Below are 20146 nucleotides of genomic sequence, written 5' to 3'. Positions count from 1 at the left end.
ACATGTGTAGGGTGACTTATCATTTCTTACGTCTATATAATAGAATGCGTCAAAAAGGAGGGAGAGACCCATTGAGGAAAAACAATTAATTGAAAAAGCACAGCAAGGAAGCGAACATGCTTTTCGTATCCTTGTGCAAACATATCGTCACTATATTTTCCAAGTTATCTTTTCTATTTTAAGACATGAAGAAGATGCGAAAGATGTTACACAAGAAGTATTCGTAAAAATTCACGCCTCTCTCCCAAATTATCAATTTCGCGGATTAAAAACGTGGATGGCGCGTATTGCCACCAATCACGCTATTGATTATAAAAGGAAGAAAGCTAGAGAACACGAAGAACTCTCCTTATGTAAAGAAACTGAGGAAAATATAAAATCCTCTCATAACATTGAAGCTTTACTATTGACGAAAGAGCAAAAATTACTCATTGCTCAAAAACTAAGAGAACTTCCTGAAAATTACCGTGATGTCGTTCTCTCGCATTATTTAGAAGAAAAAAGTTATCAAGAAATTGCTTTGCAGGAAAACATCGAAGTGAAAACAGTCGAAATGAAACTGTATCGGGCAAGAAAATGGATTAAAAAACATTGGAAGGAGGAAGAGTTTCTATGATGCATTATTCAAAAGAAGATTGGCGCAATTATACATTAGATTTTATAGAAAGCAATGAACGTGAATCTATGGAAGAACATCTTTTTGAATGTGATTATTGTTTAGCACTTTATATGGAAAGTATTGATGAACAACATGAAAACCTTCCAATGATAAATGATGATTCATTTACGAACGAAGTTATGACGCAAATTAATTTTGAAACACTACAGTCTAATGAATATATAAAAACAAACTCACTAAAACGCACAATTATTCACTACATAATTGCGACTGCGGCTACAATTATTTTTATGGTAAGTGGTTTATTCCAATATATTTTTACAGCGACATCAAATTTCGAGAAATCTTCAAAACATAACGAGTCTTCTATCTCACAACAAATTGTAAACAAATCGGTAGACACATCAACAAAGGACGGAGGTTCAAAGCATGAATAAAAACCCCTTTTTAGCACTTGTATTAGGGCTAATTCCTGGGCTTGGACATTTATATTTAAAGAAGTTTGGACGGTTTATTTTATATAGCGGAGGGGCTGTATTTCTATTTATCTTTGCAGCATTTTGCACAATAGCATTAGGAGAGCGTGATATTGCTTTTCTTTCTCTATTTTTACTAGTCGTGTTATGGGCGATCAATTTATTAGATTTAGTTATCACTATTATTAATCAATCGAAAAAACAAGCGGCCGGAGAATTTACAGAGTCCTCTAAAGAGAGCGAACGATTTTATATCATTCTTCTATCAATTATCCCTGGACTTGGTCACTTTCAATTAGGACTTATGCAACGTGGCCTTACATTTTTAGTAGCTTGTACAGGAATCGGAAGTATGATCATTTTCGTTGCCCTTTTAACATCTCAAGAAAGTTTCCTTATCTTTCTCGTGACGTTACCTGTTTTATGGATTTATAATTTCTTCGATGTTGTTCAACAACTACAGAAAAAAGAACGCGGAGAGCAACTAGATGACCGTACTATTTTTGAAGAGTTTGAAGAGCACCGAGAACAAGGAAAGAAAAATAAAACATTCGCTTCCATTTTAGCGATGTTTCCTGGAGCAGGACATATGTATTTAGGCTTACAGCGCCGTGGTCTTCAGCTTATGGCAGCCTTTTTACTATCCATTTATTTGCTCGACTTATTAAGACTTTCTGCGTTTTTATTTTTAGTACCAATCATTTGGTTCTATAGCTTTTTTGATGCGTTACAGCAAACTGCAAAATACGGAAAAGAACGTGTTAATGACGAACCTATCATAGATTATTTTATAAATCATCAAAGATGGATCGGTATCGGATTAATTGTATTAGGTGGTTATTATTTATTAGATCAAACAGTCCTTCCTATTTTGAATGACTATTTTGCAACTATATTTAATATTCATCTTAGCGAACTATATTATCGCTATTTCCAAACGTCTATCGTTGCTCTCCTTTTAATTGGCGGCGGCTTTAAATTGTTACTTGGAAATAAAGAAAATAAAGGTGGTACAAACGAATGAGAACATGGCGCGTTGGAACATTCTCAATGGGGCTTTCCATTATTACATTAGGTTGCTTCTTACTATTTTCAGTCATTAAAGGCACCCAAGTATTGGATACATTAACAGCATGGTGGCCTGTTTTACTTATTATACTTGGCGCTGAAATTTTACTATACCTTCTATTTTCTAAAAAGGAACAATCATTTATTAAATATGATATTTTTAGTATTTTCTTTATCGGCGTTTTAGGAAGTGTTGGAATTGCTTTTTACTGTTTATTATCTACTGGATTACTAGACGAAGTTCGTCATTCTATGAATACAACGAGGCAAACGAGTAATATTCCAGACGGACCACTTGATATACCTGAATCTATCAAAAAAATCGTAGTAGATGCAGGACATCAGCCTCTAACCATAGAGGGAAATAATACAAATCAAATTCATCTTTTGGGAACGTATGAAATGACGACGAAAGCAAATGAAAAACTCAATTTAAAACGAGATGATTTCCTTTCCGTTCAAACGGCTGGAGAAACGATGCATATCACATTAAAATCATTACCTGTTCAGCATACGTTATTTAACTCGGCACCACAGGTGAAACCAACGCTTGTTCTTCCGCAAAATAAAAATGTGGAAATCCGTGCTTCAAATAACGAACTATCTCTTTATCCAGGTCAATTACAAAATAATTGGTTTGTACAAGAAAGCTCAAGAGTGTCTGTCCATCTTGCAAAAGAGAGTGATGTATCTTTAACAGCAGTAACAAATCAAAAAGAAACACATGGAAACACACCTTGGGAACAAGTTGAAGATTTAACGAAAAAAGAAAATAATACTTCAGAAGAAAATCCAGAATTAATCGACCGAGAACATTGGTATAAAAATTCAATTAAAACTGGAAATGGAACGTACAAATTAAATATTGAGAAAGCTTATAATTTGAATATGAACGTTATCGAAAAATAAGAAAAACCTTCCACAAATGTGGAAGGTTTTTCTCATATAATCGCTTTAATTCCTTCTAAAATTAAGCCAATCATAAATCCGCAAACAGCCCCGTTCACTCGAATCCACTGCAAATCTTTACCGACGTTATTTTCGATCATTTCAATTAATGTTTTATCGTCTAGTTTATCAAGGTTTTCTTGTACAAGTTTTCCAATTTTCGAATGATTCTTTTCAACAAGTGTGACAACTTGCTTTTGTAACCAATCTTCTATTTTTTGAACAGTTTGTTCATCTTCTTTTATTTTATTCATTTGTGTTTGTAAAAATGGAATAACATATTTATCCGTAAATTCTTCATTTTTCACAAAAATAATTGCCCTTTGTTGTACTTGCTCTAGCATCTCTTTAATTTTGTCAGTAGCATCCCAATTGGCAATCCATTTTTCTTTCCAATTTTCTAATTCCTGCAGTAAAGCTTCATTTTCTTTTACATTTATAATTTCTTGGCGAATTTTTGATAAGATAAGTTGTCTTGTGCCATTATCTGCATCTTGTAAGCTGTTAATATTGCTAATAATAAATTTCTGCAAAATGCCGCCAATTTTATCTTCATCTACAATATTCATAAACGATTTCAAAGTAAACTGTAAGAATCCATCTACTTTTATGTTTTCCATCGCCTTCATACCTAAGCTTCCAAGCTGGTAACGAGCTTCATCTTGCGCTGTCCAATCTTTCACTTTTACTAATATGTAATCAAGTGTCTTTTCATCATATTCTTGCACAACTAATTGATCAACAAGCACTTGTAAGATGTTACTCGTATTAATTGTATGCAAATATGTTTTAAGTTCTTTTTCAATAATAACAGCTAACTTTTCTGTATCTATTGAAACAATCGCTTTCTCAGCAATCGTTACAATTCCCTTTTTCACAGCATCAGACTGCATTTTTCTCTCAGCAATTTGTAGCACCATTTGCGCTAACTGCATTTCTTTTACTTTATTCGTAATACTTTCTTTCGTCAGCCACTCATTTTCTAACGTATGAATGAGCCCTTTCGTTACTCGTTTACGGTTTTTAGGTAACAAAGCTGTATGCGGAATTGGGATTCCCATCGGATGACGAAATAATGCTGTAACCGCGAACCAATCCGCAAGTCCGCCAACTAATCCAGCTTCAAATCCCCCTTGTATAATCTCTCCAGCTATCGTTCCTTGAAAAGGGATAGAAGCAGCAAAGCCTACTCCCATAACCCCAAGCGAAATACCCGCTATATATTTAGTCTGTAATGACATCGTATACACACATCCTCTTATTATGTAAAATAAAGCTGTTTTGTTATATTTATTCGATATTAGTAATCCTTCATATCTATACTATAAAGAACTATTGTGAAAATAACAAAGATTTTTATGTACATGAAAAAATGAGGCTACAACTAGCCTCATTTTTCTTATATTGTTAATTCCAAACCTTTCTTATAATACCCATTCATCACATCTTCTGGAACCATGCTCCCACCAGTTCCCCACACAATATGAGTACCTTTTTTCACCGTCTCTGTTAACTGTTGCTTTTGTAAATACTCGTTTTCATTTTTACATACATTCACTGGCCCAACCATACCAGCTAATGCAGAAGGCTCTAAATTAATATTTTCCTTATCAGCCAGTTCTTTTAATAATCTATATAACTCTTCATCACTTACTGTGTAATTTCCGTTCAAAAATGGTTCTATCGTTTTACCGACAAATCCAGACGGTCTTCCTACTGCCAGTCCGTCCGCGTCTGTTATATTATCAATCCCGATATCTTGAACGGCGATTTTATCATGAAGTCCTGTCATTAACCCGAGTAACATACATGGAGAATGTGTTGGCTCTGCAAAGAAACAATGGACGTTGTTTTTATACAATAACTTTAAACCAAATACTATCCCGCCAGGTCCCCCACCTACTCCACACGGAAGATAAACGAATAAAGGATGTTCTTCATCTACTATAATCTCTAACTCTTCTAATTGCTTTTGTAAACGAGATGCTGCTACTGCGTATCCTAAAAATAAATCATGTGAGTTTTCATCATCTACAAAATAACAGCTAGGATCTGCATCTGCTTGCTGACGCCCCTCTTCTACTGCTTTACTATAATCAGCTTCATATTCAATAACATTTACACCTTTATTTCTTAATAAATCTTTTTTCCATTCTTTTGCGTCTGCTGACATATGGACAGTTACGTTAAAACCTAGTTTCGCACTCATAATCCCAATACTTAGCCCTAAATTACCTGTAGAACCTACCGCAATTGAGTATTTTGCAAAAAACTCTCTACATGTGTCACTATCTAAAATAGAATAATTATCTTCCTCTGTTAACATTCCATGCTGCAGAGCTAATTGTTCAGCATGTTTCAACACTTCATAAATCCCGCCCCTAGCTTTAATTGATCCTGATATCGGAAGATGACTATCACATTTTAATAGTAATTTTCCTAGTATAAGTTGCCCGTAATTTTTCTCTAAAGACTGTTTCATTGAAGGTATTTTTACTAAAGGTGATTCTATAATACCATTCGTTTCTTTCGTTTCAGGAAAAACTTTCGCAATATATGGTGCAAAACGCTTTAATCTCTCTTCCGCGTCTTTGACATCTTCTTCATTAAGTGGTGAAGCTGTTATTGCTGTTTCATATTTTTCTATATTCGGGTTTATCCAAAATATTTCTTCTGTTGCAATAAGCTTGTTAACTAATGGATACTCTGCTTTTAATACCTCTATTTCCTTCATTCCGTTTCCTCCTCATATCCTTGTAGCTTGCTATACAATAAATTATAATTAAATTAATTTTAATATAGTTTAACATAAATTATTCATTTTAGTTAATTTTAATTTAATTTATTTAAATATAATTTAATAATCATTAAGGAGAATGTTTTATGGAAAATATAGATATTGGTAAAAAGATTGAAAAGCAAAGAAAAGAAAAAGGTTTAACTAGTAAACAACTAGCAAATATGGCTGAAATTACACCATCTATGTTAAGTCAAATTGAGCGTGGTTCTGCTAACCCTTCCATTCAAACGTTAAAGGTACTCGCAAAGGCACTGGATGTTCCAACATTTAGTTTTCTACTTGAAGAAACAAATACAGACGATTTAATCGTGCGCTCTCATAAACGAAAAAAAATGATTATCGATAATTTATCATATGAAATGCTATCGCCTGATTTCACAGGTAATTTAGCAACAGCAATTATGACTGTTCCCCCAAATACTTCTTCATCAGATAATATTCTAGAACATAAAGGTGAAGAATTAGCATTTGTATTAGGCGGAACAATTACATTGTATTTAAATGAAGAAGAGTACACATTAGAAACTGGTGATAGTGTAAAAATACCTGCTTATTTAAAGCATAAATGGGTAAATCAATTCGAGAAAAATGCAATTGTCTTATTTTCTGTTACCCCGCCGATTTTTTAATATATAAAATAAAAATAGCCACGCACGGATACTCTCCGTACATGGCTATTTTTATTTTTTCGGCATGAACAAAATGCCTAAACTAATAACACAAAAACTAAGTATTTGCTGTATTGACAGGCCAAATAGAACCGAGTTTTGTTCACTAATAAGCGAAATAACAATATGAGCAGTCCCCTCACAAATTAGAAAAACACTTATATTTTTTCCAGTTCCTAATCTTTCATTTTTCATCCATAACAAACCAATTACACAAAGGGCGAGGATGATCTCGTATGCGAAAATAGGATGATATAAAAATTTAGATTCATATATTTTCATTCCCCATGGTAGTGTCGTTTGTACACCTACTTCTCGATGGAATAGAAAATAAAAGATACTGCTCACGCACAATGCAAAAGGCAATGCATCAAGTAAAATATGAAGCGAAAATTGCTCCTTTTTACTTTTCCAAACAATGTATGCACTCGCAATTATGCCCCCTATTAAAATGTGCTGCATGCTTCCTACAGCTAGTAATGCTTGCAATGGCGACCTAAAAGCCCATACTGGATTTAAAATTGCCGGTGCAAATTTCCATACAAATACGATAATAAGAAACGCATTTGTTACAGCATCCATCATTTTTTCATACAGTACATTTTGATGCTTCATCTTTCGTTTCATCAGCATAAATCCAAATAGACTTCCAATTATAAGAGATACGGGTTGTAACCTCATGATCCACTCCATCGCTGCAAAATCCCCTCTTAACCCTCAATTAATTTTTGAAATTTCTTTTCTAATTGATCTGGAGGTAATACCCCTCGTACATGATCTACTATAATTCCATCTTTATTAACAAAAAATGTCGTTGGTAAAGAAAATACTTTATAATCTAATCCAGCTACTCCATCTATATCTAGAAGAACTGGAAACTCAAATCCATAGCGATCCGCAAATGCAGTTGCTTCTTGTACTGGGTCACTAACAGTTGCATTTACTGCAAAGATTTCAATATCCTTTTTATATTTGTCATAAAAACGAACTAAGTCAGGTGCCTCCATTTCACATGGTCCACACCACGATGCCCAAAAATTAATAATATATGGTTTTCCCTTCGCATCATTTAGCGAATACAACTTTCCATCTAATCCTTTTAATGTTATATTTGGTGCTTTAAATCCTATTTGTGGTAATACTTCTTTCTCTTTTAACTCCGCTTGTTTCGCTTTTCTTTCCTTTTCTTCTTTCTTTGAATTATAAAAGTTAACACCCGCCCAAACGAGTGCTCCTACTAATATAATAGCAATTAGTTTCTTCACTTTTCTTCCTCCTCATTTTTTAAAATCCTGTAAATCCACCAAATAGGCGAATAAAGAACGCTGTAATTTTCGTCATTTGATTTGTATACAATAAAACACCTGTTACAATCATCATTACGCCGCCAATTTTCATCATGACATTGGCATATGTAACAATCCACTTTACCTTTCCGATAAAGAATGCCATCACGAAAAATGGAACTGCAAATCCAAGCGTATACGCTGTAATATAAAGAAGTGCCCCTTCAGGATTCGTCGCACCAAGCATGAGTACAGCTGAAAATATCGGCCCAACACATGGCGTCCATCCCGCTGCATATGTCATACCGACTAATATCGAACGAATATATCCAGTCGATTTACTTCTATACTGCACCTTTTTCTCTGCCATAAGCCACTTAGGCTGAAACAATCCAGTCATAAATAACCCCATCAAAACAATAAAAACCCCACCAATTTGTTGAATCAATTTTTGGTTAGATGAGAATGTTATTCCAATCCAGCTTACCGACAAACCTAACGCATAAAATATAACCGAAAATCCAATCATAAAAAATACGGTATGTATAATCGCTGATTTTTGCATAATCCCACGATTCTCTTTTAAATCTTGAATTGAAACACCTGTAATATAAGATAAATAAGATGGATATAGAGGTAAAGAGCATGGCGATATAAATGACAATACTCCCGCCCCAGCTACAAGCCAAATTGTTAAATCTGCTGCGTTCATTTTATTCCCCCTAAAAACACTACACCTAGTAGTGTTAATTGTTAAAAAAAGAGGCTATATGCACTCTCCGACAATAAGTACAATCGACATACAGAATAAACCTAGCGTTACATATACCGAATTTGTATGTAACGGGATAGTAAGCTTCACAACTTTTTCATTTAACACTTGCTCAATTCGTAAATTTATTGCTGTTTTTGCAAATGAAGCTGTCACACATCGATTTTCCATTGTCTTTATTTTAATTAATTTTAATAACGCGTTACCTAACTCGAATGAGGATTTCATTTTTTGCATCGCATATTTATCTGCTGCTAACTCTTGATACGTATGGTATCGCTGTAGCAGCCCTTTTAGTATCGGGATGTACAACATTCCTTCTGCTAATAACGTAAAACAAAATAATTTTAGTGGATCCCGATTGTTTTGATGATATTCTTCATGAAAAACAATCGCATCAATTTCTTCCTCTGAAAACGTGTGAAGTATCCCTTCTGACATGACAACTTTCGGACGAAATAATCCAATTGTAAATGCTGCAATTTCCTCGGTCGGTAATATATATATTTGTTTTCCTTTTCTAATAAAAGGTACAAGTACTTTTTGTAATTTTTTACTATAGAAAAATTGCCGCCAAACTTTTTTGCACACTATCAGTACAGTAAGTAATAATAATCCAGCTATTATGATACGAATCAACGATAGTTCTTTCATATGTTTTTCTAACTGAAACAAGCAAAACTTTGAAAGAAAGAACGCCTTATTTTGAAAAAGAAATGGATATGTAACGTAATACGTTAACATACAAAAAAAGAGAGTACTAACAATTACTGCTAACAATACGATTTTACGCATTTGCCATTTCATTTTATCGATCCTCTTTTTTTAACTGACTCAATTTATCTTCTAATTTTTTTAGTAAAGTCGGATCAGCCTGCTCTAACTCATCTAACATATGATTTACAACTAAATCTCCAAATTCCCCCATTAATTCCTGCGTCATTTTCTTCGTTTGATTGGATAAGAATTCTTCTTTTGTTTGTACTGCATGATATATGCCACTTCTTCTCACAGTCTGTTTTTCTAAGTGTAGTTTCTCTACTAACCTGTTCATAACTGTCATAACAGTATTAAAGTTCACCGGTGATTCTTCACTTAATTTCTGCTGTACTTCTTTAATGGTAATACCTTCAGTGGACCAAACAATCTCCATTATTTTCGCTTCAAGCGGTCCAAAGAAGTGATTTAACCCTTGCTCATTTAACTTATAATTTTGAGTAAACATAGTATGGCTCCTTTCACACTACAGATTGTAGTACAAATTAAATGAAAGGTCAAACACGAATGATATAAACTGCTATCCACTAATTATGAATATCCATTCATTGTAAACCTAACTTCTCTCCAAATGTATCAAATAGATACTGCTCTAATATTTGTACACTAAACTTCTCATTACGCCCAAGTGCAAATAATTCCCGATTTTTCGCTACGATAGTGTCTAACGGAATAGCTACATTATCCACTATTTTTGTAATTTCAATTATATTACTTTTCACATTGACTTCCGTTTTAAATTCAACATTCTCCAATACTATATGTGAACGTCTTCCTGATGCAAAAAAAGTAAAGTTAGGATTTTTAACGACGCCAATTTCACTCTCTAATGCATATAAATAATGAAAAATTATATCTCTATGTCCATCTTTTATTACTTTTTCATCCTTCTCATCATCTAAGTATTCTTTCAACTTCGTTGTAAATTCAAATCGAAAATCCACTTTTTTCACGCTCCTTTTTTCATTCTATACCGAATAAATATATTAATATAATTTTACCATATTGTAATACAAGTTCCTATAAAAAGTAAAAAATACGTTTGTAAAATCCCTAGTATTTCCGACGCCTTTATAAAATATATACACTAATTCAATATTAATTAATGAGTCGTTATATCCATTTAACCATATTGTTTCCATATTTTGAAACAATAGTATGCAATATTATATATCAATAAACTGTTTCTAATTCATCACTCTATATAATCATCGTTCCCTTTACTATTCCAATATATTTAAACTGTATTTTCTCTTTATTCATTACATTAGAGAAGGAATGTAACTCTCTTCTATCGAATTTTTACATAACAAAAATGATTAGGTGGTGCTTTACTATGAAATTAGCTGTCATTGGTGGTGGTGATTTACAAGATTTAAATCACTTTCATATTAATGAACGACTTATAGAATTAACAAATAAACAGTACCCAAAAATATTATTCATTCCAACAGCTAGTCATGATGATGAAAGCTATATAAAATTATTTTTAGACACGTTTGAAAACCAATTCCATTGTGATGTACAAATTTTACGTACAATAACCGATATACCTTCTAAATATGAAATAGATGAGATGATTCATTCAGCCGATTTCATTTACCTTGGTGGTGGAAACTATGTTGAAATGCTTACACAATGGAAAGAACATAAACTAGATGAGAAATTACTATTGGCTCTCGAGCAAGGAACACTCATTGCAGGGTATAGTGCTGGTGCTATGTGTTGGTTCACATCTAGTATCCGATCAGATTATGAAGGTTCTGGTTATGTAGAAAGTAACGGATGGGGGATTGTTAACAAAAGGTTTTGCCCACATTATAATCAATTAAATAGAATGAATGCTTTTCATTCCTTTTTACAAAATCACCAAGGTAATATAGAGGGGATTGCACTAGAAGATGATTGCGCTTTATATATTACAGAAGAATCCTTTGAAATTATCGGTGCACCAGAAAAAGCGTGGGAGTTTTATATGAGTGATAAAAAACTTATTAGACAACATTTTGATATCACTTTAAAAAGCTATTTATAAAGTGAAACTTTAATCAGTGGGGGTTTTCTTCATCCCCACTAATTATTAGCCCTCATCAATCAGGATTTTGCGAGATAAACATACGCTTCAAAAAAATGTCCCTAAGTATAATAACTTAGGGACATTTTCACTATTTAACTAACTAATCGTGTAATTCGTTTCTTCTGCCATGAAAGCTTATAATATGCATACTGTAATATGAGACTAACAATAAATGCTGCTGGGTATCCAATCCATATCCCTTCAATTCCAAGACTTGTATGGTAAGAAAGATAATATGCTACTGGTACTTCAACTAGCCAAATTGATACAACACCAATAACAGTTGGCCATAATACTGTACCACTCGCTCGCATTGTCGCACTAATAATTTGTGCATGACCGAAAATTAAATAACTCCATAATGTAATCATAACTAAACTATGAGCAATATCAATTGTAGTTTGACTCGTTAAAAATAGTGATAAAATGTCTCTTGAGAACAAGTAAATAAGAGATATTAACATACCACCGATAACATAGTTCATAATAATTCCAGCCTTTACAACTTTCTGCAATCGATCAAATTGATTTGCACCAATTGATTGTGCCGCAAAAATAGAGACTGTAATGCCAAGGCTAACGGCTGGCATTTGTACATAACTGGCAACTTGATTCACGACGCCATAAGCAGCTGTTGCATCCGAACCATAACGATTTACAAACGCGATTACCGCAATTTCAGATAATGAAACTAATATCATATTAATACTCGCTGGAATACCGAGTCGTAGCAATAGCTTTAACAACTCACCATCCATTCGAAGGTATTTCCTTACCGTTCCATCTAGTTGTAGTGGATGATTTTTCTTCTTTAAATACACTAGCATGACAATAAACGTAATAACTGTCGATATAACAGAAGCATATGCTGCTCCATACACATCTAATTTCGGAGCTCCTAGCCAGCCAAAAATAAGAATTGGTAATAAGATCATATTTAGCGCTGTACTTACAATTAAAAAGTAAAATGGCGTTTTAGAATCTCCTGTCCCTCTCATAAATGTTGTGTATGCAAAATATAAAAATAATACTGGCATCGATATAAATAAAATTCTTGCATAATGTACACTTATTTCAATTATATTTTCTGGCGTTCCCATTAGACGCATAATATCCATTGCAAAAATACTGCCTATTATCGCCAATGCAACTCCGATAATAAACGTAAATGTAAGTGTCGTACCAACGATAGCTTTTAAACGATCTTCATTTTTAGCGCCAAACGCCTGACCAATTAAAATAGAACTACCCGACCCAATTCCAATTACGAATGAAACGAGTAGGAAAAATAACGGAAAGAATGCTGATATAGCTGCTAAATCATTGACACCAAGCCATCTCCCTACTACGACCATACCAAATAATTGTCCAACTGATTGAAGTACATTACTTAATAATAGCGGTACTAAAAACATAGACATCGATTTCCAAATCGGTTTACTCTCACTTTCTAACTTATGTGACTCCACACCTTCTTTATTGTTATCTGTAGGTGGTTTCAAATTACATTTCTCCTTTTATTAAAAATCTTTTTTCCATCTCTATCTCTTTGTATAGTTGTTATAATGATTTGCTTCTATTCATTTTCTTTCCGCATTATTATAACTTCACCCAATATTGACTTCCATCTGCTGTTCTATCTAAAAATCCATATTCAATTAAATATCTTCTTAAAGTCACGAAATCTGGATATACATTTTCTAAAATTGTATTCACTTCTTTTTCGGAATACTTTTGATTACTATCAAACTTTTTCACTAAGTGACGTAATATAATTAATTTACGCTTTTGCTTCTTCGGAAATTTAGAAAGCGGGCCATCTAATCCATCTATAAAATGAGTTTTTAATACTTCATCATTTTCTTCTTCCGTAATATTGTATCGATCATCCACCATCGTTGCCGTTCTATGAATTGGTACAAATTTCGTTTGTACCTTCGATTTTTCTTCTGATAATTCCATTAACGCTAAAAATACTTTTGCTTGCTTCATCTTCTCTCGCAATGTAAAACGATGATTACGAATCGTCGATGTGCTACCGCCGTCCATCTCTTTTACAATTTCTTTATCATTCAGTCCCATATGGAAAAACTGAACCATCTTCTTTTGTAAATCGGTTAAACCAGTAAACTTCTTATCAAGATTTAATAAATAATCAAACATAGACGTATGCTCACTATGCATATGCAATTGGACAAACTTCTCTGCTTCATACAAAACTTGATTATGTTGATAAATAACTCCTTTAATAAACGCTTCTCCACATGCTAAACAAATATACTCCTCTGCTTCCTCATCAAACACATACCCTTTTTTCAGTTCCTCTACCGACGCATCCCAAAACTTCTCTGAAATATCGTTCACACTAAACACTCCTTCAAAATGTTTATTTAAAAACAAACAAATTACAATTACGTTTATTATCACTTCATCATCTTAACATACATAAATCAGACATTTCAATGTTTCGTTTACCTATTTTGCAAACTTTTATAAAATCATCTATAAATTTCTCAAATAACCGCTAACTATAATGAAATTATTATTCCATGGAGAAACTGTAATAACTTAATTAAAGTGATATCCGAAATGAAACAAACCCTCTATTTACCCCCTATCAAATATTCCATTTTAACTACAAAAAAGGCGCTTCCTTTTATGGAAGCACCCTTTCATCTTTTATATTTTTTGCAAACAACCTCTACTAAAACTTTACTTGTCTCTATAAATACATGTTTTCGGTTTCCATCCTCAACCATTTTATTTGAACAGCCACTCATAATCATTATACAACTAAATATGACTAGCGCTACATTTCTATTCTTATAAGCCACTTCATGCCACTCCACTATAAAAAAACTTTATTTACATTTATCCTATCAAAAAATTTTACACGAATAACAAACCCAAAAAATATGCAATCTTGCATATTTTTTGGGTTTCATTAAGATATTGTGATTTAATTTATTTAAAGAACACTTTTATCGAGGTGACTTACTTGAAATTTAAAGCAAAAAAAAATCCATTTCACGTCATTTTCATTATATTATTTATAATTATTTTTTTCATTTCACTATTCTTCCAAAATGAAAATTCTATTTTTTTTACTCTTATGATGCTGTTAAATATCGTGAATCTTTCTTCATTCTATTTTTCACACTATAATATAACGAAATCATCAATTGTTGTAAAACACGGTTTCATACTGCGCACTGAAATTCCATTTGAAGACATTCGTCACATTAAATACTCTGGCAAAAAACTCCGTTCAGAAAAATGGACTCGACAACAATTAGAAATTGATTACAATTTATTTGATTCCGTGAAAACTTTCGTACCACAAGACGAAGAAAAATTCATTTCACTCTTAAAAGAGAACTGCCCACATATAAAAGTAATCCATTCGACCACTACCAAATAATATTTCAGAACTTACAGTTGTGCAGTTGAAGAAAACATAAAAAGGGATTAAAATTTATATGTGAGAAAGAAGCCCAGATTCGAAATTTCGAATCTGGGCTTCTTCTATTATTCTTTTGGAGCGATCATTTTTTTCGGATCTACAATTTCGTCAAATTGCTCTTCTGTTAATAATCCCGATTGCAATGCTGCCTCTTTTAAAGTTAAACCATCTTTATGAGCATGTTTTGCAATTTTCGCTGCATTTTCATACCCAATATGAGGGTTTAATGCTGTAACAAGCATTAATGAACGATTCACGTTTTCGTTAATTACTTCTTCATCCGCTTCAATACCAACTGCACAATTATCATTAAACGAAACAATTGCATCTGCTAATAAGTGCGCTGATTGTAAGAAGTTATAAGCAATAACTGGTTTAAATACGTTTAACTCAAAATTCCCTTGGCTCGCAGCAAATCCGATTGTTGTATCATTTCCCATCACTTGCGCCACAACCATTGTTAACGCCTCACTTTGTGTTGGGTTTACTTTACCTGGCATAATCGAGCTTCCTGGCTCATTTGCTGGAATAATAATTTCTCCAAGACCACTACGTGGACCACTTGCAAGCCAACGTACATCGTTAGCAATCTTCATTAAATCAGCCGCTAATGCCTTTAATGCACCATGAGTATATACAACTTCATCATGGCTCGTTAATGCATGGAACTTATTTGGTGCAGAAATAAAGTTCTTACCTGTAAATTGGCTAATTTCCTCAGATACCATATCACCAAATTTAGGATGAGCATTAATACCCGTTCCAACTGCAGTACCACCAATTGCTAACTCTTTCATATATGTATTGCTCTCAGCAATCATACGCTCAGTTTTTTCAAGCATACGGTGCCATCCACTAATTTCTTGTCCCAAAGTTAACGGTGTTGCATCTTGTAAATGTGTACGACCGATTTTTATAATATGTTCAAATGCAGTTGCTTTTTCTGCTAAAGTTTCTTTTAACTTCGTAATTGCTGGTAATACGTGATTTTCTACCGCAATTACACATGCTACATGAAGCGCTGTTGGAAATGTATCGTTTGAACTTTGAGACATGTTCACATCATCATTCGGATGAATATGTACGTCAGATCCCTTTTCTTTCAAAATTTGATTCCCGCGGTTTGCAATTACTTCATTCACATTCATGTTAGATTGTGTACCACTACCCGTTTGCCATACAACAAGTGGAAAATGCTCATTCCATTTCCCTTCAATCACTTCATCAGCAGCTTCCACAATTGCTTTTGCTTTCTCTTCTGATAACTTCCCTAGTTTTTGATTGCTAAGGGCCGCACTTTTCTTTAAAATCGCAAATGCTTTTACAATTTCAAGCGGCATTTGCTCTGTTCCAATTGGGAAGTTCTCTTTACTTCTTTGTGTTTGCGCTGCCCATAATTTATCAGCCGGAACTTTTATTTCTCCTAATGTGTCTCTTTCAATTCTGTACTCCATTTTTTCATCCCCTTGAAAATTTAATACCTACATTTCTTATATTAACAGACTTCCCTTCAAATGATAAGAATTCTCACTCGTATATATAAATATTTGATATTTATTTTTTAAAATTCCTCTTGACCTAAACTTAAGTTTAGGCTGTATCCTTTCCATTGTGACCTACTAAAAAGATACTGGAGGAATTCAATATGAAAAAATACGCTTTTGTAACAGGTGCAAATAAAGGAATTGGATATGAACTCGTTCGCCAATTAGCAGAGAAAGGCTATCACGTATTTTTAGGTGCTCGCAATGAACAACTTGGTCAAGAAGCTGTGAAATCTTTAAATATTTCCAACGTTTCTTATGTTCAAGTAGATATTTCAAATTCACAATCCATTCAAAAAGCAATGAAAAAAATGTATGAAACGACTGATCACTTAGATTTACTAATCAATAACGCAGGTATAGCACTAGACTTCAATACGCTACCTAGCAAATTAAATATTGAAACTTTACGTCAAGGATTTGAAATTAACTTTTTTGGAACTTTCCAAATGATGCAAGCCTTTTTACCATCATTAAAGAAGTCAAACAACAGCAAAATAATAAATGTAACAACTGACATGGCTTCACAAACAATGTTCGCTAATGGTGAAACACATCCAATTAATGCTTTAGGATATAATTCTTCAAAAACAGCTATTAACGCTTTAACATTAGCTTTTAGCAAAGAATTTGGTACTAACGGTCCAGCAGTTTTCGGGGTAACACCTGGTTTTACAACTACCGACCTTAATGGAAATGCACCTGGTGGCCATACAACCAATGAAAGTGCTAAGATTATTATTAAATATGCATTAAGTGCAACAAACTATAATGGTAAAATATTAAATAAAAACGGAATTATACCCTGGTAACAAGAGGATGAATCACATGTATTATACAATTGGTCAAGTCGCCAAAATGCACCACTTAACTATTTCTCAAATACATTATTACGATCGACAAGGACTGTTCCCTTTTCTTCAAAGAAATGAAAAAAGAGATCGAGTTTTTAACGAAGAAGCACTCAAATATTTAGAGATGATTTTATGTTTAAAAGAAACTGGTATGCCTATTCAAAAAATAAAACAATTTATTGACTGGTCCATGGATGGAGAATCTACTATCCTTCAACGATTAGAATTAATGAAACAACAAAAGATAAATGTTTTACAGCACATTAAAGATACTGAAAAGAACTTAAAAAAGATACAACAAAAAATCACTAAATATGAGCATGAAATAACCTCAATAGCTCAAAATACAAAATAAAAAAATCACCTTCTACAATGTGTAGAAGGTGATTTTTCATTTATGATGCTTGCTTTCCTTTATCCGCATCATCTACATACCAAATGAACTTGCCTGTATATCCGTAAATAACTGCTAAAATTAACGATACAAAACTTAACCACATAAATGGAATATATGATAACGTTGCTACACCTAAAATACCAGCCATAAAAATACCATTATCCGACCATGGAACCATACCTGAAGTTAACGTTCCACCTACTTCTGAGTTACGTGCTAATACACGACGGTCTATTTTTAGTTTATCATAGCTATCTTCCATAATTTTCGGCGTTAAAATAAGTGATACGTACATCGCACAACCAAATACGTTCGCTAAAAATGCAACGATTAATGTAGACAACGTTACATTACCTGCAGAATTTAATTTCTTCTCAAATTTCGATACGATTACTTTAAGAACACCTAGCTTTTCAAGTAATCCACCAAAACCTAAGCCAAATATAATAACGGCTACTGAGCCAAGCATACCGTTAATTCCACCACGGTTTAATAACTTATCGACAAACTCAACACCAGATTGAATTGAGAATCCATTATAAGCTGTTCCAATTGCCTCTCCAAAGTTCATCCCTTGGAAAAGAGTTGCCCAAATTGCACCGATTAAAGCTCCCATTGCAATTGTTGGCATCGACGGTTTCTTCATTGCTAATAGAACGATAACAATGACCGCTGGAACAAGCATCCATATTTTAATATCAAATTGCTTTAATAAAGCTTCTTTTAAAAACTCTACTCGGTTCAAATCTACATTATCCCCGCCGTACATCCAGCCAGCTACAGTAAACATAATACTAGTAATAATATACGCCGGAACGTCTAATACAAGCATAGCTCGAACGTGAGCAATAACATCTACTTTTGCCATAGAAGCTGCAAGAACTGTACTATCAGAAAGTGGTGATAATTTATCTCCGAAATAAGCTCCTGAAAGAACTGCACCAGCAACAAGCGGAAGTGGTAATCCAAGCCCTTCACCAATCGCCATCATAGCTATACCAGCTGTTCCAACTGTTCCCCATGATGTTCCGGTCGCAATAGAAGTTATAGAACAAATAATTAAAGTTGCCAGTAAGAATATGCTTGGGTGGATAAATTCTAATCCATAATAAATTAATGTTGGTACAACCCCACCAGCAATCCATGTTCCAATTAAAGCCCCTACTGCAACTAAAATAAGAATAGCTTCTAATCCATTAGAAATTCCTTTTGTAATTGCATCTTGCAATTCTTGATAACGAAATCCTAACCTTAATCCAAGCGCAATAACTAAAAACCATGAAATAAACAGCGCTAATTGAATTGGGAGATCAAAAATCGTTTGGAAGGAAAAGACGACAGCAAGAAATAGCATTAAAAGAACGATAATTTCTGGTATCGATGGTAATCTTACACTTTTCATTTTTTTCTCTCCTTACAAGTCGATAACATGATGTATGTCGTCTTACATGTATGTAGTATACAATTAGCGAAGACAAAACAAAATTTTCATATTATTTCGATTTATTTTTTCAGTATAATATATTGGACACCTTTTCTATTGTAAAAGTAGATGTTACTTTTCGCAATGGAAAATATAAAAAATGTTACATTTTTATTTAGATAGAATAATCTAAGAATAACTTTTTTAATATTTGCCACAATAAGATTTTTTACTATTATCTTCACCTTTTAAGGACTACCATTTTTCTCCCCAAAAAAAGCACACATCATTAAAATGATGCATGCTCCACTTTTATTTATACAAATTTTGTATTTCTTCTTTATTTTTAAGTATCTCCGAAAACTTATCACTACACCCTTTTGGAAATAATACTCCGAGTCCGTATGAATGTCCAAACTGAAAATGAGGGTGCTTCGCCTTGATCTCATCCCAAAACTTATACACGCCAAAATCACCACTTCTCACTTCAATATCATGAAATAATACAATACCGTTTTTGGCAACTTTAGGTAACCACGTTTTATAATCATGAGAAACAGCTTCATACGTATGATAGCCATCAATATGCAAAAGATTTATCGTTTCATCTTGAAACTGATCTATAGCATCATCAAAAGTAGACCGAATTAATTTTCCTATATTAAGGTAGTTAGCACTCACAACTTTTTCTACTATTTGAAAAACCCCTTCTCCATATGGACCTGTATGCCCATCTCCAGCCCAAGTATCTACAGCAAAACATTTTGTAGTTAACCCACCATCTTTTACTCCCTGACAAAAACTGAAGAAGGAAGCACCTAGATGTGTACCTAACTCAACTAAAGTTGCTGGTTTTTCAAATCGTACTAAGTCATATGCGAAATTCAAATGCCCACTCCACGCAGATTGTGACCGAATAATAGGACTAAATTTTTCAAAGTCAAACGATGGTTTATGAGTAACCCAGTTCATTG

22 protein-coding genes are annotated in these 20146 nt (G+C 33.4%); 9 read left to right on the top strand and 13 right to left on the bottom strand.

Going from position 1 to position 20146, the window contains the following annotated elements; translation table 11 throughout:
- The first annotated feature begins 133 nt into the window (after positions 1-133).
- Genes JDS98_RS05465 through exsE form a run of 4 tightly spaced genes read left to right on the top strand, consistent with a single transcriptional unit; the run spans position 134 to position 3072 of the window.
- A complete protein-coding gene (locus JDS98_RS05465; RefSeq protein ID WP_237672308.1) occupies positions 134-616 on the top strand; it encodes an RNA polymerase sigma factor in 483 nt (160 codons plus the stop codon).
- Entirely contained in the window at positions 613-1056 is a 444-nt protein-coding gene (locus JDS98_RS05460; RefSeq protein WP_000972343.1) for a hypothetical protein, read from the top strand. The genes JDS98_RS05465 and JDS98_RS05460 overlap by 4 nt, the downstream gene beginning before the upstream one ends.
- Positions 1049-2119: a hypothetical protein gene (locus JDS98_RS05455; protein ID WP_001039103.1), complete on the top strand. Its 1071-nt coding sequence runs from the start codon at positions 1049-1051 to the stop codon at positions 2117-2119. The genes JDS98_RS05460 and JDS98_RS05455 overlap by 8 nt, the downstream gene beginning before the upstream one ends.
- Positions 2116-3072, top strand: a complete 957-nt coding sequence (gene exsE / locus JDS98_RS05450; protein ID WP_001261438.1) for an exosporium protein ExsE — start codon at positions 2116-2118, stop codon at positions 3070-3072. The genes JDS98_RS05455 and exsE overlap by 4 nt, the downstream gene beginning before the upstream one ends.
- A gap of 32 nt (positions 3073-3104) precedes the next feature.
- Here exsE and JDS98_RS05445 read toward each other — a convergent pair whose 3' ends face one another.
- Together JDS98_RS05445 and JDS98_RS05440 are read right to left on the bottom strand one after the other, a co-directional pair.
- Entirely contained in the window at positions 3105-4352 is a 1248-nt protein-coding gene (locus JDS98_RS05445; protein ID WP_097957154.1) for a DUF445 domain-containing protein, read from the bottom strand.
- 158 nt (positions 4353-4510) lie between these two features.
- Positions 4511-5845: a D-serine ammonia-lyase gene (locus tag JDS98_RS05440; protein WP_097957152.1), complete on the bottom strand. Its 1335-nt coding sequence runs from the start codon at positions 5843-5845 to the stop codon at positions 4511-4513.
- 149 nt (positions 5846-5994) lie between these two features.
- On the opposite strand from JDS98_RS05440, the gene JDS98_RS05435 reads away from it, so the two are divergent.
- Entirely contained in the window at positions 5995-6540 is a 546-nt protein-coding gene (locus tag JDS98_RS05435) for a helix-turn-helix domain-containing protein (RefSeq protein WP_097957151.1), read from the top strand.
- A 51-nt stretch (positions 6541-6591) separates the two neighbouring features.
- On the opposite strand, the gene JDS98_RS05430 is transcribed toward JDS98_RS05435, so the two are convergent.
- The 6 genes from JDS98_RS05430 to JDS98_RS05405 all read right to left on the bottom strand — a co-directional run bounded on the left by JDS98_RS05430 (position 6592) and on the right by JDS98_RS05405 (position 10358).
- Complete coding sequence (locus JDS98_RS05430) at positions 6592-7272, bottom strand: prolipoprotein diacylglyceryl transferase family protein (RefSeq protein WP_199633625.1); 681 nt, start codon at positions 7270-7272, stop codon at positions 6592-6594.
- A 17-nt stretch (positions 7273-7289) separates the two neighbouring features.
- Positions 7290-7844 carry a TlpA family protein disulfide reductase gene (locus JDS98_RS05425; protein ID WP_097957149.1) on the bottom strand — a complete coding sequence of 185 codons (555 nt, stop codon included), beginning with the start codon at positions 7842-7844 and terminating at the stop codon, positions 7290-7292.
- A gap of 19 nt (positions 7845-7863) precedes the next feature.
- Positions 7864-8577 (bottom strand): cytochrome c-type biogenesis protein CcdA, encoded by a 714-nt coding sequence (gene ccdA / locus JDS98_RS05420; RefSeq protein WP_000990446.1) that lies wholly within the window; start codon positions 8575-8577, stop codon positions 7864-7866.
- A 54-nt stretch (positions 8578-8631) separates the two neighbouring features.
- A complete protein-coding gene (locus JDS98_RS05415; RefSeq protein WP_097957147.1) occupies positions 8632-9444 on the bottom strand; it encodes a M56 family metallopeptidase in 813 nt (270 codons plus the stop codon).
- Position 9445: 1 nt separating this feature from the next.
- Positions 9446-9862 (bottom strand): BlaI/MecI/CopY family transcriptional regulator, encoded by a 417-nt coding sequence (locus tag JDS98_RS05410; RefSeq protein WP_000495072.1) that lies wholly within the window; start codon positions 9860-9862, stop codon positions 9446-9448.
- 97 nt (positions 9863-9959) lie between these two features.
- Positions 9960-10358, bottom strand: a complete 399-nt coding sequence (locus JDS98_RS05405) for a DUF3942 family protein (protein ID WP_000347531.1) — start codon at positions 10356-10358, stop codon at positions 9960-9962.
- Positions 10359-10750: 392 nt separating this feature from the next.
- Here JDS98_RS05405 and JDS98_RS05400 point away from each other — a divergent pair, with 392 nt between their 5' ends.
- A complete protein-coding gene (locus JDS98_RS05400; protein WP_000762102.1) occupies positions 10751-11449 on the top strand; it encodes a peptidase E in 699 nt (232 codons plus the stop codon).
- Positions 11450-11583: 134 nt separating this feature from the next.
- Here JDS98_RS05400 and JDS98_RS05395 read toward each other — a convergent pair whose 3' ends face one another.
- Both JDS98_RS05395 and JDS98_RS05390 read right to left on the bottom strand, forming a co-directional pair.
- Positions 11584-12993, bottom strand: coding sequence for an MATE family efflux transporter (locus tag JDS98_RS05395; RefSeq protein WP_000804166.1), 1410 nt, complete (start codon positions 12991-12993; stop codon positions 11584-11586).
- Between the two features lie 97 nt (positions 12994-13090).
- Positions 13091-13855: a DUF2087 domain-containing protein gene (locus tag JDS98_RS05390; RefSeq protein WP_000997950.1), complete on the bottom strand. Its 765-nt coding sequence runs from the start codon at positions 13853-13855 to the stop codon at positions 13091-13093.
- A 634-nt stretch (positions 13856-14489) separates the two neighbouring features.
- Here JDS98_RS05390 and JDS98_RS05385 point away from each other — a divergent pair.
- The gene (locus tag JDS98_RS05385; RefSeq protein ID WP_000669053.1) at positions 14490-14912 is read left to right on the top strand and encodes a PH domain-containing protein; all 423 of its coding nucleotides are present in this window, start codon (positions 14490-14492) and stop codon (positions 14910-14912) included.
- A 107-nt stretch (positions 14913-15019) separates the two neighbouring features.
- Here JDS98_RS05385 and fumC read toward each other — a convergent pair whose 3' ends face one another.
- Complete coding sequence (gene fumC / locus JDS98_RS05380; protein ID WP_000456622.1) at positions 15020-16408, bottom strand: class II fumarate hydratase; 1389 nt, start codon at positions 16406-16408, stop codon at positions 15020-15022.
- 191 nt (positions 16409-16599) lie between these two features.
- On the opposite strand from fumC, the gene JDS98_RS05375 reads away from it, so the two are divergent.
- A complete protein-coding gene (locus JDS98_RS05375) occupies positions 16600-17310 on the top strand; it encodes an SDR family NAD(P)-dependent oxidoreductase (protein ID WP_000759568.1) in 711 nt (236 codons plus the stop codon).
- Positions 17311-17326: 16 nt separating this feature from the next.
- Positions 17327-17707 carry a MerR family transcriptional regulator gene (locus tag JDS98_RS05370; protein ID WP_097957145.1) on the top strand — a complete coding sequence of 127 codons (381 nt, stop codon included), beginning with the start codon at positions 17327-17329 and terminating at the stop codon, positions 17705-17707.
- A gap of 40 nt (positions 17708-17747) precedes the next feature.
- Here JDS98_RS05370 and nhaC read toward each other — a convergent pair whose 3' ends face one another.
- Both nhaC and JDS98_RS05360 read right to left on the bottom strand, forming a co-directional pair.
- On the bottom strand, positions 17748-19151 hold the full coding sequence (gene nhaC / locus JDS98_RS05365; protein ID WP_000843971.1) for a Na+/H+ antiporter NhaC: 1404 nt from the start codon (positions 19149-19151) through the stop codon (positions 17748-17750).
- A gap of 333 nt (positions 19152-19484) precedes the next feature.
- Positions 19485-20144 (bottom strand): class I SAM-dependent methyltransferase, encoded by a 660-nt coding sequence (locus tag JDS98_RS05360; RefSeq protein WP_001104662.1) that lies wholly within the window; start codon positions 20142-20144, stop codon positions 19485-19487.
- Positions 20145-20146 lie beyond the last annotated feature (2 nt).

The sequence above is a fragment of the Bacillus cereus group sp. N11 genome (genome assembly GCF_016483605.1).
GTDB lineage: Bacteria > Bacillota > Bacilli > Bacillales > Bacillaceae_G > Bacillus_A > Bacillus_A toyonensis.
This window is presented reverse-complemented; position numbering and strand designations above follow the sequence as displayed.